16 protein-coding genes are annotated in these 20,690 nt (G+C 71.4%); 4 read left to right on the forward strand and 12 right to left on the reverse strand.

The features are described from left to right. Positions 1-115 precede the first annotated feature (115 nt). From ACGFNN_RS08585 to ACGFNN_RS08595, 3 genes are all read right to left on the reverse strand, one after another. On the reverse strand, positions 116-1,561 hold the full coding sequence (locus ACGFNN_RS08585) for an aldehyde dehydrogenase family protein (protein ID WP_393554103.1): 1,446 nt from the start codon (positions 1,559-1,561) through the stop codon (positions 116-118). Positions 1,562-1,716: 155 nt separating this feature from the next. Then, positions 1,717-3,294, reverse strand: a complete 1,578-nt coding sequence (locus ACGFNN_RS08590; protein WP_393554105.1) for a PucR family transcriptional regulator — start codon at positions 3,292-3,294, stop codon at positions 1,717-1,719. Positions 3,295-3,441: 147 nt separating this feature from the next. Then, complete coding sequence (locus tag ACGFNN_RS08595) at positions 3,442-5,817, reverse strand: ATP/GTP-binding protein (protein ID WP_393554107.1); 2,376 nt, start codon at positions 5,815-5,817, stop codon at positions 3,442-3,444. A 256-nt stretch (positions 5,818-6,073) separates the two neighbouring features. Here ACGFNN_RS08595 and gabT point away from each other — a divergent pair, with 256 nt between their 5' ends. Both gabT and ACGFNN_RS08605 read left to right on the forward strand, forming a co-directional pair. Next, entirely contained in the window at positions 6,074-7,414 is a 1,341-nt protein-coding gene (gene gabT, locus ACGFNN_RS08600; RefSeq protein WP_393554108.1) for a 4-aminobutyrate--2-oxoglutarate transaminase, read from the forward strand. A gap of 382 nt (positions 7,415-7,796) precedes the next feature. Next, positions 7,797-8,360 (forward strand): phosphatase PAP2 family protein, encoded by a 564-nt coding sequence (locus ACGFNN_RS08605; protein WP_362551461.1) that lies wholly within the window; start codon positions 7,797-7,799, stop codon positions 8,358-8,360. Here ACGFNN_RS08605 and ACGFNN_RS08610 read toward each other — a convergent pair. From ACGFNN_RS08610 to ACGFNN_RS08645, 8 genes are all read right to left on the reverse strand, one after another. Then, positions 8,345-10,174: a chitinase gene (locus ACGFNN_RS08610; protein ID WP_393554110.1), complete on the reverse strand. Its 1,830-nt coding sequence runs from the start codon at positions 10,172-10,174 to the stop codon at positions 8,345-8,347. The two genes, ACGFNN_RS08605 and ACGFNN_RS08610, sit on opposite strands and share 16 nt — an antisense overlap. A gap of 85 nt (positions 10,175-10,259) precedes the next feature. Continuing rightward, positions 10,260-10,724 carry a hypothetical protein gene (locus tag ACGFNN_RS08615; protein ID WP_393554112.1) on the reverse strand — a complete coding sequence of 155 codons (465 nt, stop codon included), beginning with the start codon at positions 10,722-10,724 and terminating at the stop codon, positions 10,260-10,262. A gap of 130 nt (positions 10,725-10,854) precedes the next feature. After that, positions 10,855-12,270 (reverse strand): NAD(P)/FAD-dependent oxidoreductase, encoded by a 1,416-nt coding sequence (locus ACGFNN_RS08620; protein WP_393554114.1) that lies wholly within the window; start codon positions 12,268-12,270, stop codon positions 10,855-10,857. 21 nt (positions 12,271-12,291) lie between these two features. Further along, positions 12,292-13,095 carry an ABC transporter permease gene (locus ACGFNN_RS08625; RefSeq protein ID WP_393554116.1) on the reverse strand — a complete coding sequence of 268 codons (804 nt, stop codon included), beginning with the start codon at positions 13,093-13,095 and terminating at the stop codon, positions 12,292-12,294. Beyond that, positions 13,095-14,027 carry an ABC transporter permease gene (locus ACGFNN_RS08630; RefSeq protein ID WP_362668386.1) on the reverse strand — a complete coding sequence of 311 codons (933 nt, stop codon included), beginning with the start codon at positions 14,025-14,027 and terminating at the stop codon, positions 13,095-13,097. The genes ACGFNN_RS08625 and ACGFNN_RS08630 overlap by 1 nt, the downstream gene beginning before the upstream one ends. Next, positions 14,024-15,175, reverse strand: coding sequence for an ABC transporter ATP-binding protein (locus ACGFNN_RS08635; protein ID WP_393554119.1), 1,152 nt, complete (start codon positions 15,173-15,175; stop codon positions 14,024-14,026). Before ACGFNN_RS08635 ends, ACGFNN_RS08630 begins: the two co-directional genes overlap by 4 nt. Positions 15,176-15,222: 47 nt before the next feature. Further along, positions 15,223-16,470, reverse strand: coding sequence for a spermidine/putrescine ABC transporter substrate-binding protein (locus ACGFNN_RS08640; RefSeq protein WP_393554120.1), 1,248 nt, complete (start codon positions 16,468-16,470; stop codon positions 15,223-15,225). 48 nt (positions 16,471-16,518) lie between these two features. Beyond that, positions 16,519-18,033 (reverse strand): gamma-aminobutyraldehyde dehydrogenase, encoded by a 1,515-nt coding sequence (locus ACGFNN_RS08645; RefSeq protein WP_393554122.1) that lies wholly within the window; start codon positions 18,031-18,033, stop codon positions 16,519-16,521. A gap of 217 nt (positions 18,034-18,250) precedes the next feature. Between ACGFNN_RS08645 and ACGFNN_RS08650 the strand changes: the two genes are divergently transcribed. Further along, positions 18,251-18,790, forward strand: a complete 540-nt coding sequence (locus tag ACGFNN_RS08650; protein ID WP_393555081.1) for an NADAR family protein — start codon at positions 18,251-18,253, stop codon at positions 18,788-18,790. Positions 18,791-18,845: 55 nt separating this feature from the next. Here ACGFNN_RS08650 and ACGFNN_RS08655 read toward each other — a convergent pair whose 3' ends face one another. Next, the gene (locus tag ACGFNN_RS08655) at positions 18,846-19,526 is read right to left on the reverse strand and encodes a DUF4190 domain-containing protein (protein WP_393554124.1); all 681 of its coding nucleotides are present in this window, start codon (positions 19,524-19,526) and stop codon (positions 18,846-18,848) included. Positions 19,527-19,645: 119 nt separating this feature from the next. Here ACGFNN_RS08655 and ACGFNN_RS08660 point away from each other — a divergent pair, with 119 nt between their 5' ends. Beyond that, the gene (locus ACGFNN_RS08660) at positions 19,646-20,680 is read left to right on the forward strand and encodes an adenosine deaminase (protein WP_393554125.1); all 1,035 of its coding nucleotides are present in this window, start codon (positions 19,646-19,648) and stop codon (positions 20,678-20,680) included. Positions 20,681-20,690: the final 10 nt, after the last annotated feature.

The raw sequence follows: 20,690 nt of genomic DNA on the forward strand, positions 1-20,690 counted from the left end.
CGTATCTACCCGATCCCCGGCACCCCCACCACCGTGCGGCGCCTCCCCGCGGGCACACGGAAGAGGCCTGAGCCCCCGCACAGCGGGCTCAGGCCTCTCCGTTCCCCGCTGCCGGCTACAGGGCCAGGCCGGTGAGGACGAGCACTCGCTCGTAGGTGTAGTCCTCCATGGCGTAGCGGACGCCCTCGCGGCCGACGCCGGACTGCTTGGCTCCGCCGTACGGCATCTGGTCGGCGCGGTAGGAGGGCACGTCGCCGATGACGACGCCGCCCACCTCCAGGGCGCGGTGGGCGCGGAAGGCGGTCTGGAGGTCGTGGGTGAAGACACCCGCCTGGAGTCCGTACTTGGAGTCGTTGACGGCCGCGAACGCCTCCGCCTCACCGTCCGTCCTGGTGATGTACAGGACCGGGCCGAAGACCTCCTCCTGGGCGAGGGTGGTGGTGTCCGGGAGGCCGGTGAGGACGGTCGGGGCGTAGGTGGCACCGTCGCGCTTGCCGCCGGTCAGCAGGGTGGCGCCGGCGGTGACGGCCTCGTCCACCCAGGACTCGACGCGGCGGGCGGCGTCCTCGCTGACCAGCGGGCCGACGTCGGTGGCGGCGTCGGACGGGTCACCCGTCACGAGGGCCTCGACCGCGGCGACGATCTTCGGGACGAGCCGGTCGTACACGGTGGTGTCGGCGATGACCCGCTGCACCGAGATGCACGACTGGCCGCCCTGGTAGTTGGAGAAGGTCGCGATGCGGGTCGCGGCCCAGTCCAGGTCCTCCTCGGAGGAGTAGTCGCCGAGCACGACGGCCGCGCCGTTGCCGCCGAGCTCCAGGGTGCAGTGCTTGCGCGGTACCGACTCCATGATCGAGTAACCGACCGGGCCGGAGCCGGTGAAGGAGATCACGGGCAGCCGCTCGTCCTTGACGAGGGCGGGCATCTTGTCGTTGGGCACGGTCAGCACGGACCAGGAGCCGGCCGGGAGGTCCGTCTCGGCCAGCAGCTCGCCCAGGATCAGGGACGAGATCGGGGTGGCCGGAGCGGGCTTCAGGATGATCGGCGCGCCGACGGCGATGGCGGGGGCCACCTTGTGGGCGCTCAGGTTGAGCGGGAAGTTGAAGGGCGCGATGCCGAGGACCGGTCCGCGCGGGAAGCGCCGGGTCAGGCCGAGGCGGCCGGTGCCGCCGGCGTCGGTGTCGAGGCGCTGGGCGTCGCCGCCGTTGAAGCGGCGGGCCTCCTCGGCGGCGAACCGGAAGACGGAGACGGCGCGGCCGACCTCGCCGCGGGCCCACTTGACGGGCTTGCCGTTCTCGGCGGAGATGATCTGGGCGATCTCCTCGGTGCGCTCGGTGAGGCGGCGTACGACGTGGTCGAGGGCGGCCGCGCGTACGTGTGCCGGGGTCGCGGCGAACTCCTCGCGGACGGCGTACGCGGCGGCGACGGCCTCCTCGACCTGGGCGTCGGTGGGCACGGAGACCGTGCCGACGAGGCGTCCGTCGTAGGAGTTGGTGACGTCGAAGCTGTCCTCGCCGGTGGCCTGGCGGCCGGCGAGCCAGAAGGCGTGGGTGGAAGTCATGGCGTTTCCGGCCCTTCGGGGGTGGTGAACACGATCGCCGGGCGCGGCTGGGCGCCCTTCGGCCCCACCGTAGGGCGAGCGGGCGCGGATGAGGTTTGTCCTGCGTGGAGTGGAGCGGGGCGCCTGTGCGCCGCTTTGTCGTAGGCGGGCCGGGGCTACTGCGGAGCGGACGAGGCGGCGGTCGACTTGAGGGCCAGCCACAGCTCCATCCGGACGTCCGGATCGTCCAGGGACCGGCCGAGGATCTCCTCGACCCGGCGCATCCGGTAGCGCAGGGTGTGGCGGTGCACGCCCAGGTCGGCGGCGGCGGCGTCCCACTGACCGTGCCGGGAGAGCCAGGCGCGCAGCGAGTCGACCAGATCGCCGCGGCCCTTGGCGTCGTGCTCCCGCAACGGCCTCAGCATCCCGTCGGCGAAGGCCCGTACGGCGTCGTCGGCGAGGAGCGGCAGGACCGAGCCGGCCGCGAGTTCCTCGTGCTCGACCAGGGTCCTGCCGCGACGGCGGGCGACCGAGAGAGCCTGCTCGGCCTGCTTGTACGCCGCGGACACGGCGATCGGTCCCGAGGGGGCCGACATGCCGACCACCACGCCGGTGTCGTCGCCGCCGCCCTCGCGCGCCGGGAGGTCGTCCGCCGCCCTGGCGTGGGCCGCGCAGGCCGCGACCGCCGCCCCGCCGTCCACGGCGAGCATCACGAGGCGCTCCCCCTCGGGCACCGTCAGCAGGGTCTCGCCCGACCGGGAGGCCGCGGACTCCATGGCCTCGGCGAGCGCGTCCGTCCCCGCCTGCGTGGTGGCCTCGGCGATGAGGAGGCGGAAGGGGGCGTCGAGCAGTCCGCCGTACAGGTCGCCCGCGACGGCGCGGGCGTGGTCGGACTCGCCTGCCAGGAGCATCCTCAGCACCGCGGTGCCCAGGCGCTGCTCCGCGCCCTGGAGGGCGCGCGAGCGGGCCGTGGTCAGTGTGAGCAGGGCGACCGCGGAATGCACCGCGTACCGCTCGGCGGTGCCGAGAGCGGCCCCGGTGCCGACTGCCAGCGCCCCTCGGCTGCGGCGGCCGGCGCCCAGGGACTGGAGCTCGACCCGGTCGTCGCCGTCGCTGTCGCCGACGACGACGCTGGCCGGGCCCGGCCGCTCCCTCAGGCGCTCGACCTCGGGCGTGAGCCGGGCGGCCCGGCGCTGCGCCCAGTCGGGCGCGGCGGCCACGACGGCGCCCGAGGAGTCGTAGAGGGCGGCCCATCCGTCCACGGTGGCGGCGAGGCGGGTGAGCAGTCCGGTGGGCCCGTCCCCGGCGACGGCCGCCCGGGTCAGTTCGCGCTGGGCCTCGAAGCCGGCCGTGACGGACCTGTACTGGTCGGCGGCGATCGCCGCCGAGACGGCCTTGCTGATGGCGAGGAAGGGGGTGCGTCTGGGCACCTCCAGGAGCGGCAGCCCGGCCTCCTCCGCGGCGTCCACGAGGGCGGGCGGGATCTCCTCGTAGGTGACGCCCACACCGAAGCCGATGCCCGCGACCCCGGCGCCGACGAGCCGCTGCACGTAGCGGAGCATCGCGGCGGGGTCGCGGGCGTCGAGGTTGGTCGCCGTGACGAGCAGCAGCTCGCCCCCGTCCATGTACGGGACCGGGTCGGCCAGCTCGCTGGCGTGCGCCCAGCGCACCGGCGTGGAGAGCTTGTCGGCGCCCGCCCGGACGGTGAGCTTGAGCGAGGAGTGCTGGAGCAGCGAGGCGAGCGTGGGGGGCATGGGATGACCGCCGGACCTGTGGGGATCGATGGCGCCGTCCGTGCGGACGGCGTGAAGGGGACCGCCCGGTACGGGGGCCGAATGCGCCGCCCCGTACAGGCGGCCGCACTCAATTCTGCCAGGGCGGCAGGGTCCGCGTGACCTCCCCTACCGGGAGCCCAGATCGACCAGCAGGGGTGACACGTGCTCGCCCTCCACCGTGGTCAGGGAGAGGACCGCGTGTCCCGGGGGCAGCTGGTAGGCCAGCTCGGACGCGGACCAGCGCTCCCGCTCCACCCGGCGCACGGTCACCGCGTCCCTGGTCACGGCCTTTCCGGTGACGAGCTTGCGCAGGCCGTGCAGGGCGCGGGTGAAGGGCTGGTCGGCGAAGACCGCGTGCTGGGCGACCTCCCTGGTCTCCACCCACTCCTTGCCCCAGACCTCGGAGAACCGCTTGCCGTCCCAGGTAGTGACACCGCTGAACGCCATGCGGCAGCCGACCGCGCCGAGGAGCGCGGTGTGCAGCTCGTCGGGGACGTCGTCGACGGTGCGCAGCGCCAGGACCGCTCCCGCGTTGACCGACCGCAGCCGCCTGATGCCCCGGACGGTCTCGGCGGTGACCGCGTGCGTGGCGTCGTCCAGGACCAGGCAGGTGAAGAGCGAGCGGTCGGTCCGGGCGGCGGCGATCGCGGTGAACTGGGCGAGGACCAGCCGGGTGAGCAGCCGTGAGGCCTCGGCGTGCGCCCGCTCGGGCAGATCGATCCTGACCCGGAGCGGGAGGTGTTCCAGCGACCGGAGCGAGAAGGGCCGGGCGTCGGCGCCGGTGGCGAAGAACGGGGCGAAGGCCGGCCGGTCGAGCAGCGCGATCCGGTCGGCGAGCACCGGTCCGGGGTCGCCGGCCCCACCCCGCTGCCGGGCCCGGGCCTCCAGCTCGCGCAGCATCGCGCCGTGTCCGCCTGCCGTGAGCGCTTCCCGCAGCGCCTCGACGGCGGCGAGGTCCCCGTCCAGGAGCTCCCGCAGCGCGGGCACCCCGGGGAAGTGGCCGTGCACGGCCCGGTAGGGGCCGAGCAACTGGGCGAGCGTGGTGGCGGCGCGCCGGCTGTCCAGGGCGGTGACGTCCCCGACCAGGCCTTCCGCGAGCACGCGTGCCGCCTCGTCCGGGTCGGTCGTGCCTCCGTACAGGTCGAGGTCGTGCCCGGATGCGGGGTCGCCGATCCGCACCACGACGTCGAAGGCGTCGTCCGGTCCGGACTCGTCCCCCGCGCCGCCGACGGCGAGGACCGCCGCGCGGCCGGCGAGCGCCTGCAGGGCGAGCGACTCGACGACCGGCCGCACCAGGCGGGCGGACTTGCCCGATCCGGGCGGGCCGACGGCGAGCAGGGAGGTGCCGAGCAGCGCGGGCTCCAGGGCGACGCCCGACCCCCTGCGGTCGTACGGGTTGTGCGGGTCGTCGGCGCACGCGCCGATCCGGACCTGCCCGGTGAGCAGGTCGTGGCGGGCGGTGCGGCGCGGCAGGTCCCTGGCCCCCGAGGGGTGGAGGGCGGCGGAGCCCCCGGCGCGCAGCACGGCCTCGTCCAGCGCGTCGAGGCGTCGAGGGTCGTCTCGGCCCACGGCCCAGGCGTGGCGCAGGCGGGCGACGTCGACGTCGTTCATGCGGCCGGTGCGCACCGCGGCGGTGAGGGCGTCGGCGGCATCGGTCCGTCCCGCCGCCCGCAGCTCGGGCCACTGGTCGGGGGTGGGGGCGTCCGGGGGCGAGGACGGGGCTCGGGGCGCCGTGGCCGTGGCCTTCGCGCGACGCTCGGCGAGCAGCGGCCACCACCGGCCGAGGCGGGCGAAGGGCCAGAGGACCCCGAGGGTGATCAGCGCGTAGAGGAGGTTGACGACGGTCTGGCTCTGGTAGATCTCACCACCCGCGACGGAGGCGACGAGGATGAGGACCGGCCGCACGACCGGCACGGCGTCCTTCCACACGAGGAGTTGCGCGAGGGCGGCCGCGGCGGCGGTTGCCAGCGCGAGGAAGGGCTGACCCCGCCCCGCGACATGGCGGCGGAAGACCTCGGGCCAGTTGCCCAGGCGCCCGCAGCCGTAGACCAGGAGCCCGAAGAGGACGGCCTCGTAGACGGTGAGGGCGTCGGCGCCCTGGATCGTGCGGGGGCCGCCGAACGTCCCCGCGTACCACCAGTCGCCCGGGGTGAACAGCTTCAGCGGGACGAGGCGGTAGGGGATGTAGCCGTTGCGCCACAGGGACCACAGGAGCAGTCCGCAGAGCGCGGAGATGAGCACGCCCACGAGGAGGGAGCGGTCGGAGACCCCCTCGGGGCGCTCGGGCGGACGCGGGACGTGCCCGTACCGCCATACGCCCGGTTCCCGGACCGGACGCGGGGTACGCAGCCACTCCTCGACGCCCGCGGGTTCCACGGCCGGCGGGCGCCGGGGGTGCGGGGCGTACGTGGGGGGCGGTGGCGCCGCGGGCGGTGGCCCGGCCGGGCGCGGCACCCGGTCCGCTCCCGTGCCGCGTGCGTCGTACGTGCCTTCGGTGTCCATGAACCGCTGCCCCCTGACCAGCCAGGTCCGCCTTCTGGTCCGGCCAATCTAGTGCCCGGGCACCGGGAGTTCAGCCATGCGGCCCCACTGCGCCGGCGCCGGGTGCCCGCGGCGTCCTGGCCGGGGGCCCGGGGGCCATCTGTCCGTCACGGACAAGGACACGCCCGCACCACTCCCGAACGGAGCATGACCGGCGCCCCCGACCGCCCCTAGCCTGCAGAAACAGAAGCGTCCGAAACACCCCCAGGAGCCCCGCATGTCCGACATCCCGCAGGAGCGCCGCGTCGTCACCGCCATCCCCGGCCCGAAGTCGGCGGAGCTGCAGGCCCGCCGTGTCGCGGCGGTCGCCGCAGGCGTGGGCTCCACGCTGCCGGTCTTCACCGCGCGCGCGGGCGGCGGAATCATCGAGGACGTGGACGGCAACCGCCTCATCGACTTCGGCTCGGGCATCGCCGTGACGTCCGTGGGCGCCTCCGCCGAGGCGGTCGTGCGCCGCGCGTCCGCGCAGCTCGCCGACTTCACGCACACCTGCTTCATGGTCACGCCGTACGAGGGCTACGTCGAGGTCTGCGAGCAGCTCGCCGAGCTGACCCCGGGCAGCCACGCCAAGAAGTCGGCGCTCTTCAACTCGGGCGCCGAGGCGGTCGAGAACGCCGTGAAGATCGCGCGTGCGTACACCAAGCGCACCGCGGTGGTCGTCTTCGACCACGGCTACCACGGCCGCACCAACCTCACCATGGGCATGACGGCGAAGAACATGCCGTACAAGCACGGCTTCGGCCCGTTCGCGCCCGAGGTCTACCGCGTACCGGTGGCGTACGGCTACCGCTGGCCGACCGGCGCGGAGAACGCCGGCGCCGAGGCGTCCGCGCAGGCCATCGACGAGATCACCAAGCAGATCGGCGCGGACAACGTCGCCGCGATCATCATCGAGCCGGTCCTGGGCGAGGGCGGCTTCATCGAGCCGGCCAAGGGCTTCCTCCCGGCCATCGCCCAGTTCGCGAAGGACAACGGCATCGTCTTCGTGGCGGACGAGATCCAGTCCGGTTTCTGCCGGACCGGCCAGTGGTTCGCCTGTGAGGACGAGGGCATCGTCCCCGACCTGATCACCACGGCCAAGGGCATCGCCGGCGGTCTGCCGCTCTCCGCCGTGACCGGCCGCGCCGAGATCATGGACGCCGCCCACGCGGGCGGCCTCGGCGGCACCTACGGCGGCAACCCGGTGGCGTGCGCGGGTGCGCTCGGCGCCATCGAGACGATGCGCGAGCTGGACCTGAACGGCAAGGCCAAGCGCATCGAGGAGATCATGAAGGGCCGCCTCTCCGAGATGCGGGCCAAGCTCCCCAACGGCGAGATCATCGGCGACATCCGCGGCCGCGGCGCCATGATCGCGATCGAGCTGGTGAAGTCCGGCTCGAAGGAGCCCGACGCGGCCGCCGCCGCCGCGCTGGCCAAGGCCTGCCACGCCGAGGGCGTGCTGGTGCTGACCTGTGGCACCTACGGCAACGTCCTGCGTTTCCTGCCGCCGCTCGTCATCGGGGAGGACCTGCTGAACGAGGGCCTCGACGTCATCGAGCAGGCGTTCGCGACGCTCTGATCCGTACGACACACCAGGCGCCGGCCGTCACGTGCGAACGTGGCGGCCGGCGTCGGCGTGCGGGCGTGTGAAGAAGGTGTGCGGGGCCCATGGCGGGTTACGGTTGTGGCTTCCGGCGCCCCCTTCCTCTGACGTACGGTTTTCCCAGATGAGAGAAACACCCCGCTCGCAGGGGACTGCGGGCGATGCCGGTCCGGAGCTCCCCCAGCGCCGTACCGGCCGTGCCATCGCGCACACCACTGGACCTTCGGGCTCCAGGACTCCTCACCGATCGGATGGCCGCCCGCCCCACACCCCCCGGGGCGCGCGGCAAACCGGTCCGACCGGCCACCTCGGAACAATCCCCCCTGTTCCCCGGTGGCCGGTTCTTCTCGTTGCGGCGGTGGTCACACTGTCGGCCCTCTTCGCGCTGATCACCTGGCAGGTGCTCGCGGACGGCCCTCTGCTCGGCCCTGACGAACGCCTCGGCCTTGAGCTCGCCGGCCGGGGCCCGGCCCCGCTCGCGGACCTGTTCGCCGATCTCGGCAACATGCAGGTCGCCGTCCCGGTACTGGCCTGCGCGGTGCTGGTCGCCTGGGTGCGCCGCGCCAGGCGGGCGGCCGTGTGCGCCGTCCTGGTCATGGCAGCCGTGCCGGCACTGGTGATCCCGCTCAAGCTCTGGACGGACCGGCAGGGCCCGCTGACGGAGGCGACCGGCTACTTCCCCTCCGGCCACACGACCACGGCGATGGTCGCCTACGGGGCGGCCGCCGTGCTGCTCGCCCCGTACGTGCGGCGGACATGGGTGACGCTCGTCGCCGCCGTCCTGCTGACGGCGGCGACGAGCGTCGGTCTGGTGCTGCGCGGCTACCACTGGCCGCTGGACGTGGTGGCCGGCTGGTGCCTGAGCGGCGTCCTGCTGCTCGCCCTGCGGGCGGGCGCGGGGACCGGTCAGCCGCCGAAGTAGGCGTCGAAGTTCTTCGAGAACTCCCAGTTGTTGAAGCGGTCCCAGTTGATGGACCAGGTCATCAGACCGCGCAGTCCGCTCCAGGTCCCGTGGGTCTGGTAGCTGCCGCAGTCGGTCTTCTTGGTGAGGCAGTTCAGGGCCTTGGTGACCTCCGCCGGGGAGGTGTGGCCGTTGCCCGCCTGGGTGGAGGCGGGGAGGCCGAAGGCGACCTGCTCGGGACGGAGCGCGGGGAAGACCTTGGTCTGGTCGCCCGCCACCGGGAAGCCGGTGAGCAGCATGTCGGTCATGGCGATGTGGAAGTCGGCGCCGCCCATGGAGTGGTACTGGTTGTCGAGGCCCATGATCGAGCCCGAGTTGTAGTCCTGGACGTGCAGCAGGGTGAGGTCGTCACGCAGCGCGTGGATGACCGGCAGGTACGCACCGGCGCGCGGGTCCTGGCCGCCCCAGGGGCCGGAGCCGTAGTACTGGTAGCCGAGCTGGACGAAGAAGGTCTCGGGGGCCATGGTGAGGACGAAGTCGTCGCCGTACTTGGCCTTGAGGGACTTGACCGCGGAGATCAGGTTCACGATGACCGGCGTCGTCGGGGAGCGGAAGTCGGTGTCCCCGGTGGCCAGCGAGAGCGAGTGGCCCTCGAAGTCGATGTCCAGGCCGTCGAGGCCGTAGGTGTCGATGATCTTGCTGACCGAGGTGACGAAGGTGTCGCGGGCCGCGGTCGTGGCGAGCTGCACCTGGCCGTTCTGGCCGCCGATCGAGATCAGCACCTTCTTGCCGGCCGCCTGCTTGGCCTTGATGGCGGCCTTGAACTCCGCCTCGCTCTCCACGTTCGGGCACTCGGCGACGGGGCAGAGCGAGAAGCGGATGTCGCCGGAGGTGACGGACGTCGGTTCACCGAAGGCGAGGTTGATGACGTCCCACGAGGCGGGTACGTCCGCCATCCGGGTGTATCCGGAGCCGTTGGCGAAGCTGGAGTGGAGGTAGCCGACCAGCGCGTGGGCCGGGAGGCCCGCGTCGGTCCCTCCCCCGCCGCCGCCCGTGGCCGTGGTGACGTTCACGGCCGACGACTTCGCCGACTCACCCGCGTCGTTGACGGCGGAGACCTGGAAGCTGTACGCGGTCGAGGCGGTCAGCCCGGCCACGGTGGCGGAGGTTCCGGTGGTGTCGAGGATCTTCGTGCCGGACCGGTAGACCCGGTACCCGGTGGCGCCGGAGGAGGCGTTCCAGGACAGCGGGACGGTGGTGGCGGTGGCGGTTCCGGCCTTCAGTCCGGCGGGGACGGCGGGCAGGGTGACGGGGTCACCGCCGGGTCCGGTCAGCGAGAGGTCGTCGGCGTAGTAGGCGGGGGTGCCGTACCAGCCGTGGGTGTAGACGGTCACGGAGGTCGTGGAGGGACCGGTCGTGAAGCTGGTGGTGAGCTTCTGGTACGCGCCGGCGGCCTGGGTCCAGGTGGACACGTCGGTGGTGCCGGTGCCGGACGCGCCGAGGTAGACGTAGCTGCCCTGCACCCAGGCGCTCAGTGTGTAGGTGGAGCCGGGCTTCACCGACACGGTCTGGGAGCAGCGGGCGTTGTCGCTGCCGGCCGGGGTCGCCTTGAGTGCCGATGTCCCGCCGTGCACGGGTGTGCTGACGACGGCTCCGCTGCCGCCCGAGCAGGTCCAGCCGGTCAGGCCGGACTCGAAGCCTCCGTTGCGCGCGAGTTCGGAGTCGGCCGCGCCGGCCGCGGGGGCGGTCGCCACGAGGGCGCCGGCCGCGAGGAGGGCCGCCGAGAACGCGGCGAGAAGTCCGGAAGGTCTCACGGGTGGTCCACTACGTTCCACAACAGCCTCCGTGCAGGGGGAATTTGAGCCGTCCGCGCACAAGATGGTCCAGACCAATCGGGTTGTCAAGACCTCTGGCGGCCCGTCACCGCACGCCACCGGGCCCGCCGCGCATCGCGGCCGCCGCCTCGTGCAGGGCGAGTTCCAGCAGGGTGGCGTCGGTGAGCACACCCGAACCGTCGGGCGGGATGATCCAGCGCGCGCCGCCCACCGTGGCGCCCGGCCGGGGGACGACGATCCACGCCCCGCGGCCGACGCCGCGGATGCCCGTACCGACCCAGCGTGCGGCCGTGCCCGGGGGCACGAAGTAGCCCATCCGGGCTTCCCCGAAGCCGGCGAGCACCGGTCCGGGCCGGCTGACGAGGCGGGTGAGCACATCGAGTGTCGGATGCCCCAGCCCGCCGGGGACGATCAGCACGTCCCAGAGCCTGCCCGCGGGAAGGAGCGCGACCCCCCTGGGATCGCGCTCCCATTCCGCCCTGCACGCGGCGGGATTCGGTGCCACCGACGCGAGCCACGCGATCGCGGCCTTCGCCCCCGTGCGAGTCATGACATGTCTCCCTCTCCCGTGGGCGCCGACGGGATTCCGCGGGCGCTTACACGGGAGAGAGAGCGTGGATGCCGGATCATGACGCGGGTCCGGCGACCCGTCGAGAGTGACGTACGTCACTCCGGATGCGTCAGCTGTCGAAGCCGAGGCCGAGCTTGTCCATGGTCTTCAGCCACAGGTTGCGCCGTCCGCCGTTGTCGTCCGCACGGGCGAGGGACCGCTTGGTGAGCTCGATCCCGGCCCAGGCGAACGGCTCCGGCGGGAAGGGCATCGGCTTCGAGCGGACCATCTCCAGACGGGTCCGCTCCGTCTCCTCGCCGGAGAGCAGATCGAGCATCACGTCCGCGCCGAAACGGGTGGACCCGACGCCCAGGCCCGTATATCCGGCGGCGTACGCGACGCGCCCCTGATGGGCCGTCCCGAAGAAGGCGGTGAACCGGGAACACGTGTCGATCGCGCCGCCCCAGGCATGCGTGAAACGCACTCCGGAAAGCTGGGGGAAATACTCGAAGAACTGCCCCGCGAGTTTCAGGAACGTCTCCGGACGCTGGTCCAGATCGGCGCTGAGCCTGCCTCCGTACGGATAGACGGCGTCGTATCCGCCCCACAGGATCCGGTTGTCCGCGGAGAGCCGGAAGTAGTGGAACTGGTTGGCGCTGTCACCGAGCCCCTGACGGCCCTTCCAGCCGACGGAGTCGAGCTGCTCCGGGGTGAGCGGCTCGGTCATCAGCGCGTAGTCGTACACCGGCACGGTGAAGGGACGGACCCGCTTGACCAGCGAGGGGAAGATGTTGGTCCCGAGCGCGACCTTACGGGCGAAGACCCGTCCGTAAGGAGTACGGACCGCCATCCCGGGGCCGGAGCGGACGAGGTCCAGGCCCCGGGTGTGCTCGTGGATCCGGACACCGAGTTCGAGGCAGACCCGCTTCAGGCCCCAGGCGAGCTTGGCCGGGTGCAGCATCGCGACACCGCGCCGGTCCAGCAGCCCGCCGAGGAAGACGGGTGAGTCGACCTCGGCGCGCAGGGCGTCGCGGTCCAGGAACTCCACACCGGTGATGCCGAGGTCCTGGATCTCACGGTGCCATTCCCGCAGCTCCTGGAGCTGGTGGGGCTCGGTGGCGACGTCGATCTCACCGGTCCGCTCGAACTCGCAGTCGATGCCGTAGCGGGCGACGGCCTCCTCGATGGCATCGAGGTTCCGCGCGCCGAGCTCCTCCAGGGTGCCGATCTCGTCCGGCCAGCGCTCCAGGCCGTTGGACAGGCCGTGGGTCAGGGAGGCGGCGCAGAATCCGCCGTTGCGGCCCGAGGCCGCCCAGCCCACCTCGTTGCCCTCGATCAGGACGACGTCGCGGCCGGGGTCGCGCTCCTTGGCGAGCAGGGCCGTCCACAGTCCGCTGTACCCGCCGCCCACGACCAGGAGGTCGCAGTGCTCGTCCCCGGTCAGGGCCGGCTGGGCCTGCGGCTTCCCGGGGTCGTCGAGCCAGTAGGACACGGGGCGTGCGTGGCGAAGCGATTCTGCGGCGGTACGCATGGCATCCGGGGCCATGGTTTCCAACTCCTTCTGGTGCTATTTTCCCGCATTGCTCTTCCGGCGGCCCGATACGAGCTGACCGGCGAGAACCATCAGTACGGCGATGGCGAACATGGCCGTGCCGATGACGTTGATCTGCACAGGTGTTCCACGCTGGGCCGATCCCCAGACGAACATGGGGAAGGTCACCGTGGATCCCGCGTTGAAATTGGTGATGATGAAATCGTCGAAGGAGAGCGCGAAGGCGAGGAGCGCCCCGGCGGCGATTCCCGGGGCCGCGATCGGGAGGGTCACCCGTACGAATGTCTGGACGGGTCCCGCGTAGAGGTCGCGGGCGGCCTCCTCGAGCCTCGGGTCCATCGACATGACGCGTGCCTTGACCGCGGTCACCACGAAGCTGAGACAGAACATGATGTGGGCGATCAGAATCGTCCAGAATCCGAGCTGGGCGCCCATGTTGAGGAAGAGCGTCAGCAGCGAGGCCGCCATGACGACCTCGGGCATCGCCATCGGGAGGAAGATCAGCGAGTTGACCGTGCCCCGCGCCCTGAACCGGTACCGGACCAGCGCGAACGCGATCATCGTGCCGAGCGCGGTGGCCCCCAGCGTCGCCCAGAACGCGATCTGGAGCGAGAGGGAGAGCGAGCCGCAGAGGTCGGCCACCCCGCAGGGGTCCTTCCAGGCGTCCAGGGAGAAGTCCTGCCAGGCGTAGTTGAAGCGCCCCTTCGGCTTGTTGAAGGAGAACACCATCACGATCACGTTGGGCAGGATCATGTACGCGAGCGTCAGCAGGCCCGCGAGCACGACCAGGTTCCGGCGGATCCATCGGAGTACGGGCATCAGACCAGGTCCTCCGTACCGGAGCGGCGGATGTAGACGGTGACCATGAGCAGGACGACCGCCATGAGGATGAAGGAGAGCGCGGCCGCCGTCGGATAGTCCAGGACCCGCAGGAACTGGCTCTGGATGACGCTGCCGACCATCTTGGTGTCGGTGGAGCCGAGGAGTTCCGCGTTGACGTAGTCGCCGCTGGCCGGGATGAAGGTCAGCAGCGTGCCGGAGACGACGCCCGGCATGGAGAGCGGGAACGTCACCTTGCGGAAGGTGGTGGCCGGGGTGGCGTAGAGATCGCCCGCGGCCTCGTGCAGCCGGCCGTCGATCCGGTCGAGCGAGGTGTACAGCGGCAGGATCATGAACGGCAGGAAGTTGTACGTGAGACCGCAGACGACGGCCATCGGGGTGGCGAGGACGCGGTTGTTCTCCGTCCAGCCGAGCCAGCTCGTGACGTCCAGGACGTGCAGGGTGTCCAGTGCTCCCACGACCGCGCCGCCGTCGGCGAGGATCGTCTTCCAGGCGAGGGTGCGGATCAGGAAGCTGGTGAAGAACGGCGCGATGACCAGCACGAGCACGAGGTTGCGCCAGCGCCCCGCCTTGAAGGCGATCAGATAGGCCAGCGGGTACCCGAGCAGCAGGCAGAGGATCGTCGCGGTGCCCGCGTACAGCAGGGACCGGATGAACTGCGGGTAGTAGTCGCGCAGGGCGTCGGCGTACGTCTGGAAGTGCCAGGTGACCTCGAAGCCCTTCTCCAGCGAGCCGGTCTGCACCGAGGTCGATGCCTGGTAGACGAGCGGCAGCGCGAAGAAGACGACCAGCCACAGGATGCCGGGGAGCAGCAGCCAGTAGGGCACGAGACGCTTGCGGGTGGAGGGCTTGCGGAGCACAGGGTCCCCGGATCCGGCGGGCGGCGCGGGAGGCGCCTCGGTGAGGCTCACGCCGCGTCCTCCACGCTCGCCGCACCCGCGTCGATGTCCTGGTCGGCGTCGAGTCCGAAGGTGTGGGCCGGGTCCCAGTGCAGGACGACCTCGGAGCCGGGGCGGAGTCCCTCGCGCCGGTCGACGTTCTGCTCGTACACCTGGAGGGCCTTTCCCGCCGGGCTCTCCACCACGTACTGGGTCGAGACTCCGATGAAGCTGGAGTCGACGATCCGGCCGGTGACCCGGTTGCGGCCGGCGGCTATCGCGTCGGCGTCGTCGCTGTGGGCCAGCGATATCTTCTCGGGCCTCACCCCGAGGAGGAGGCGCCCGCCGGACGTGAGGGGAGCCTGACAGCGCTCGCTCGGCAGGGTGAGCTTGCCGCCGCCCGCCGCGACCACGACGTCCGTGCCGGTGGAGACGATCTCGCCGCCGATGAGGTTGGAGGTGCCGAGGAAGTTGGCGACGAAGGTGGTGCGCGGGTTCTCGTAGAGGTCCGCGGGGGCGCCGAGCTGCTCGACCCGGCCGCCGTTCATCACCGCGACGGTGTCGGCCATGGTCATGGCCTCCTCCTGGTCGTGGGTGACGTGGACGAAGGTGATGCCGACCTCGGTCTGGATCCGCTTCAGTTCGAGCTGCATCTGGCGCCGCAGCTTGAGGTCGAGCGCGCCGAGCGGCTCGTCGAGCAGCAGGACCTGCGGGTGGTTGATGAGCGCGCGTGCCACGGCCACGCGCTGCTGCTGGCCGCCGGAGAGCTGGTGGGGCTTGCGGTGGGCGAAGTCGCCGAGCTGGACGAGCTCCAGCATCTCGTCGACCTGCTTCTTCACCGACTTGATGCCGCGGCGGCGCAGCCCGAAGGCGACGTTCTCGCTGACGTCGAGGTGAGGGAAGAGCGCGTAGCTCTGGAAGACGGTGTTGACCGGCCGCTTGTACGGGGGCAGGTCCGTGATGTCGCGGTCGCCCAGCCACACCGTGCCGGTCGTGGCCTCCTCCAGCCCCGCGATCATCCGCAGGGTGGTGGTCTTGCCGCAGCCGGACGCGCCGAGCAGGGCGAAGAAGGAGCCCTGCGGCACGGTCAGGTCGAGGGGGTGCACGGCGGTGAAGGAGCCGTACGTCTTGCTGATCCCGGTGAGGCGGACGTCGCCGCCCGCCGTCTGCTGCTGTGTCATGGGTCGCGGTCCCAGTGGTGTCGGGGGAGATCGGGAGGTCTGGCCGGTCAGGCGCCGATGAGCTTGGCGAACTTCTCCTCGTACGCCGTCTCTTCCTCGGGGCTGAGCGAGCGGAAGGACCGCGACTTCGCGGCCATCTCCTTGTCGGGGAGGATCAGCGTGTTGGACGCCATCGCCTTGTCGATCTTCGCGAGCTCCTCGCGGACCCCGTCCACCGGACAGACGTAGTTGATGTACGCGGCGAGCTGGGCCGCCACCGGGGGCTCGTAGTAGTAGTCCATGAGCTTCTCGGCGTTGGTCTTGTGCCTGGCCCGGGCCGGGACCAGCATGTTGTCGCTGGAGGTGATGTAACCGGCGGCCGGGATCGTGAACTTGATGTCCGGGTTGTCGGCCTGGAGCTGGATGATGTCGCCGGCCCAGGCCACGCACGCCGCTATGTCGCCCTTGCTGAGGTCCGCGGTGTAGTCGTTCCCGGTGAAGCGGCGTATCTGCTTCCTGTCGACGCCCTTCTGGAGCCGGCCGATCGCCTCGTCGTAGTCGGCGTCCGTGAAGGAGCCCGGGTCCTTGCCCATGTCCAGGAGCGTCATGCCGACCGAGTCGCGCATCTCCGAGAGGAAGGAGACCTTCCCCTTGAGCTTCGGGTCGTCGAGCAGCTGGGTGACGGAGTCGACCTTCCGGCCACCGGTCGCCTTCTGGTTGTAGGCGATGACGGTCGGGATGCCCGTCCAGGGATAGGAGTACGCGCGCCCGGGGTCCCAGTCGGGAGTACGGAACTGGGACGACAGGTTCGCGAAGGCGTGCGGCAGGTTGGCCGGGTCGAGCCGTTGCGCCCAGCCGAGCCGGATGATGCGGGCGGCGAGCCAGTCGGTCACGATGATGAGATCGCGCCCGGTGTCCTGGCCCGCCGCGAGCTGCGGCTTTATCTTCCCGAAGAACTCGACGTTGTCGTTGATGTCCTCGGTGTACTTGACCGTGATCCCGGTGCGTTTCGTGAAGGCGGCCAGCGTCGGACGGCTCTTCTCGTCGTCGCTGACGTCCATGTACTCGGTCCAGTTGGAGAAGTTGATCCGCTTCTCCGTCTTGGAGTGGTCGTCGGACGCCGCCGCGTCCCCCTCGCTCGCCGCGGGCGGGATTCCGCAGGCGCTGAGCGTGCCGAGGCCGCCGAGCGCGAGTGCACCCGTGGCGGACGCCCTCAGAAGCGAACGGCGGGTGAGGGCGCCCCTGCCGCTGGTGAGACTCCGCCTCATGGCGGAGAGCTGGGGCGCGGAGAGGCGCTCGGGCTCGTACTGCTCCATACGCGTTGCCCTTCCGGGTGGGAGGGGCCGCCGGACGGCGGCCCCTTTCTATCGGTCCCCGAAGACGGTGCGGTGCCAGTCCTTCCTGGCCACCGCGGTGTTGTCGTACATGACGTGCTTGACCTGTGTGTACTCCTCGAAGGAGTACGACGACATGTCCTTGCCGAACCCGCTCGCCTTGTAGCCGCCGTGCGGCATCTCGCTGATGATCGGGATGTGGTCGTTGATCCACACACAGCCCGCCGCGATCTCGCGGGTGGCGCGGTTGGCCCGGTACAGGTCGCGGCTCCAGGCCGACGCGGCGAGACCGTACGGGGTGTCGTTGGCGAGGGCGATCCCCTCGTCGTCGGTGTCGAAGGGCAGCACCACGAGCACGGGGCCGAAGATCTCCGAGCAGACGACCTCGCTGTCCTGGGAGGCGCCGGCGATGAGCGTCGGCCGGTAGTACGCGCCCTCGGCGAGCTCACCGCCGGGCGCCTCACCGCCGGTGACGACCGTGGCGTAGGCACGGGCCCGCTCGACGAAGCCGGCCACCCGGTCACGCTGCTGGTGGCTGATCAGCGGGCCGAGGTCGGTCGACGGGTCGAAGGGGTCACCGAGGCGGACGCTCTCCATCAGCCCGGCGACGCCCTCGACGAACGCGTCGTACAGCGGCCGCTGGACATAGGCGCGGGTGGCGGCCGTGCAGTCCTGCCCGGTGTTGATGAGGGAGGCGGCGACCGCCCCGTTCACCGCGGCGTCGAGATCGGCGTCGTCGAAGACGAGGAAGGGTGCCTTGCCGCCCAGTTCGAGGTGCAGTCGCTTCACGGTGGACGTGGCGATCTCGGCGACCCTCTTGCCCACGGCGGTGGACCCTGTGAAGGAGGTCATCACGACGTCCGGGTGGCCCACGAGGTGCTCTCCCGCGTCCCTGCCGGCCCCGGAGACGATGTTGATCACACCGTCGGGGATGCCGGCCTCCGTCGCGGCCTGCGCGAACATCAGGGAGGTCAGCGGGGTGATCTCGGCGGGCTTGAGCACGATGGTGTTACCGGCCGCCACGGCCGGGAGGATCTTCCAGGCCGCCATCTGGAGCGGGTAGTTCCAGGGGGCGATGGAGCCGACGACCCCGATGGGCTCGCGGCGCACGTAGGAGGTGTGGTCCCCGCTGTACTCGCCGGCCGACCTGCCCTCCAGGTGCCGGGCGGCGCCGGCGAAGAAGGCGGCGTTGTCCACCGTGCCGGGCACGTCGAACTCGGTGGACAGCTTGAGGGGCTTGCCGCACTGCAGCGACTCGGCGTGGGCGAAGTCCTCGGCCTGGTCCGCGAGTACGGCGGCGAAGCGGTGGAGCGCGTCGGAGCGTTCGGCGGGGCTCAGCCCGGACCAGCCGGGGAACGCCTCGCGGGCCGCGGCCACGGCGGCGTCGACGTCGTCGGTGCTCGCCAGCTCGTAACGCAGGACCGTCTCACCCGTCGCCGGGTTCACCACCTCCTGGTCGCGTCCCGATGTGCCGCGGCGCAGCTGTCCACCGATGTACTGCGCACCCGCGGCGAAGCGTTCCCGCACCTGGAATTCGTTGCCCATGACGCTCTCCTCCGCCTGCCCCCGATCTGGGGCGGCGTAGTTTCTTCACGAATTGAGTGCCGATCCTGGCAGAGGCACCCTCCACCAACAAGTGATTCCGTTGTTTCCTTTTGGTTACGCAACGGAATCTGTCGACGATGTGTCGCGTGAACAAGGAAATACCAGGACTCGCTGTCCGTGGCGGATGCCAGACTCGGCTGCCATGGGACAGGAACACATGGACGGGCTGCTGGCGCGCACGGCGCGCGGTGAACGTGTGAAGTACCTGCCGTTCTGGGGACACCGGCCCCGGCCGGACGGCAGGCTCGCGGAGAGCTGCCTGAGCCAGTGGTGGCCTTCCCCCTTCACCGTGGACGCGGTGGCCTACGCCTCGGCCGAGCACTGGATGATGGCGGGCAAGGCGCGGCTCTTCAAGGACGCCGGGGCGGAAACGCTCGCCCTCACGGCACGCACCCCCGCCGAGGCGAAGAAGGCGGGACGTCTGGTGAAGGGGTTCGACGACGCCGTCTGGGAGCGGGAGCGGTTCGCCCTGGTCGTCGCGGGCAGTATCCACAAGTTCGGCCAGGACTCCGCGCTGCGGTCGTATCTGCTGGGCACGGGGGACCGCGTGCTCGTCGAGGCCAGCCCGGTGGACCGTATATGGGGCATCGGCCTGGCGAAGGACGATCCGCGCACCGGGGACCCCGCTTCCTGGCGCGGGCTGAATCTGCTGGGCTTCGCGCTCATGGAGGCGCGGACGAGGCTGAGCGGGGAGTGACGGAGCGCGGCCGCGACGGGGCGGGACCCCGCCGCGGCCTCACCACCCGGCGGGCTCAGCGGGCGGAGTCGACCACCAGCGACGTGGCGTAGGGGTCGTAGTCGCTGTAGCGACCGGAGGAGTCGTCGTTGGCGACGGCCCAGATCAGGAATCCGAGGAAGACCGCGCCGATGACGATCGACACGGACCCGAGGATGATCCCCGCGAGTGCCATGCCCCCGTTGGTCGCTTCGCCACGCTTGGCCCGGCCGCGGCCGATTATGCCGAAGATCAGGGCGAGGATGCCCAGGATGATGCCGAGGCCCCACATGCAGAAGCCCACGACCGCGATGATCCCGAGGACCATGGCCGCGATCCCCAGCCCGTTCGCGGGCGCGGGGCCCCAGGGCTGCTGACCGGCGTATCCGGGATAGCCGGGGTAGCCGTAGCCCGCGGAGGGCGCGGCAGGTGCCGCCGGGTAGCCGTACGCGGCCGAGGCGGGAGCACCGGGGTAGCCGTACTGGCCGGAGTCCCCCGGCCCGTTCGGCCCTACCGGGGGCGCGGGCACCGGTCCGAAGGCCCCGGCGGGGCCGGTGGCACCGTCGGCACTCGGCATCGATGTGACCGTCTGCTGGTCGTGCACCGCGGGCGGCGGAGCGTCCGCGGGCTGCTTGCCCAGCTCGACCCTGCTGTCCGGTGGCGCCCACGGGTCGCGCGGCGCGCCCTCGCCCCCCGGCTGCTGTGTGTTGTCTGACATGGGCCTCCCCCATCGTGGTCCCGCCATGCTACGGCCCGCCCTCCGTGAGCCGAGCCCCGCATACGATGATCGGTACGGTCGGCCCACCCGGCCCAGAACAGAGAATCCGGGAGTATCCGATGAGCGATCTGCGCCCCTTCATCGCCGGCCTGCCCAAGGCCGAGCTCCATGTCCACCACGTCGGGTCCGCATCCCCGCGCATCGTGGCCGAACTGGCCGCCCGCCACCCCGACTCAAAGGTTCCCAAGGATCCGGAGGCGCTGAAGGACTTCTTCACCTTCACCGACTTCGGGCACTTCATCGAGGTCTACCTCTCCGTCGTGGATCTGGTCCGCACCCCCGAGGACGTGCGACTGCTGACCTTCGAGGTCGCCCGTGACATGGCGAGGCAGAACATCCGGTACGCGGAACTGACCGTCACCCCCTTCAGCTCGACCCGCCGGGGCATCCCGGAGCAGGGCTTCATGGAGGCGATCGAGGACGCGCGCAAGGCGGCCGAGGCGGAGCTCGGTACCGTCCTGCGCTGGTGCTTCGACATCCCGGGCGAGGCCGGCCTGGAAGCCGCCGAGGAGACGACACGGCTGGCCGTGGACCTGCGGCCCGAGGGGCTCGTCTCCTTCGGCCTGGGCGGTCCCGAGGTCGGTGTGGACCGCCCGCAGTTCAAGCCCTACTTCGACCGGGCGATCGCCGAGGGGCTGCACTCCGTGCCGCACGCCGGGGAGACCACCGGACCGCGGACCGTGTGGGACGCGCTCACCTCCCTGCGGGCCGAGCGCATCGGCCACGGGACGAGCTCCGTCCAGGACCCGGAGCTGCTCGCGCATCTCGCGGAGCACCGTATCGCCCTGGAGGTCTGCCCGACCTCGAACATCGCCACCCGGGCGGTCGCCGATCTCGACCTGCACCCGATCAGGGAGATGGCCGAGGCCGGCGTCCTCGTCACGGTCAACAGCGACGATCCGCCGATGTTCGGCACCGACCTCAACAACGAGTACGCGGTCGCGGCCCGGCTCCTCGGTCTGGACGAGCGGGGTCTGGCCTCGCTGGCGAAGAACGCGGTCGAGGCCTCGTTCCTCGACCCCGCCGGCAAGCGGACCCTGGCCGACGAGATCGACACGTACACGGCGAACTGGCTCCGGACGCCGGGCCGGTGAGTCCCGGCGG

The organism is Streptomyces sp. NPDC048590 (genome assembly GCF_043199535.1).
Taxonomy (GTDB): domain Bacteria; phylum Actinomycetota; class Actinomycetes; order Streptomycetales; family Streptomycetaceae; genus Streptomyces.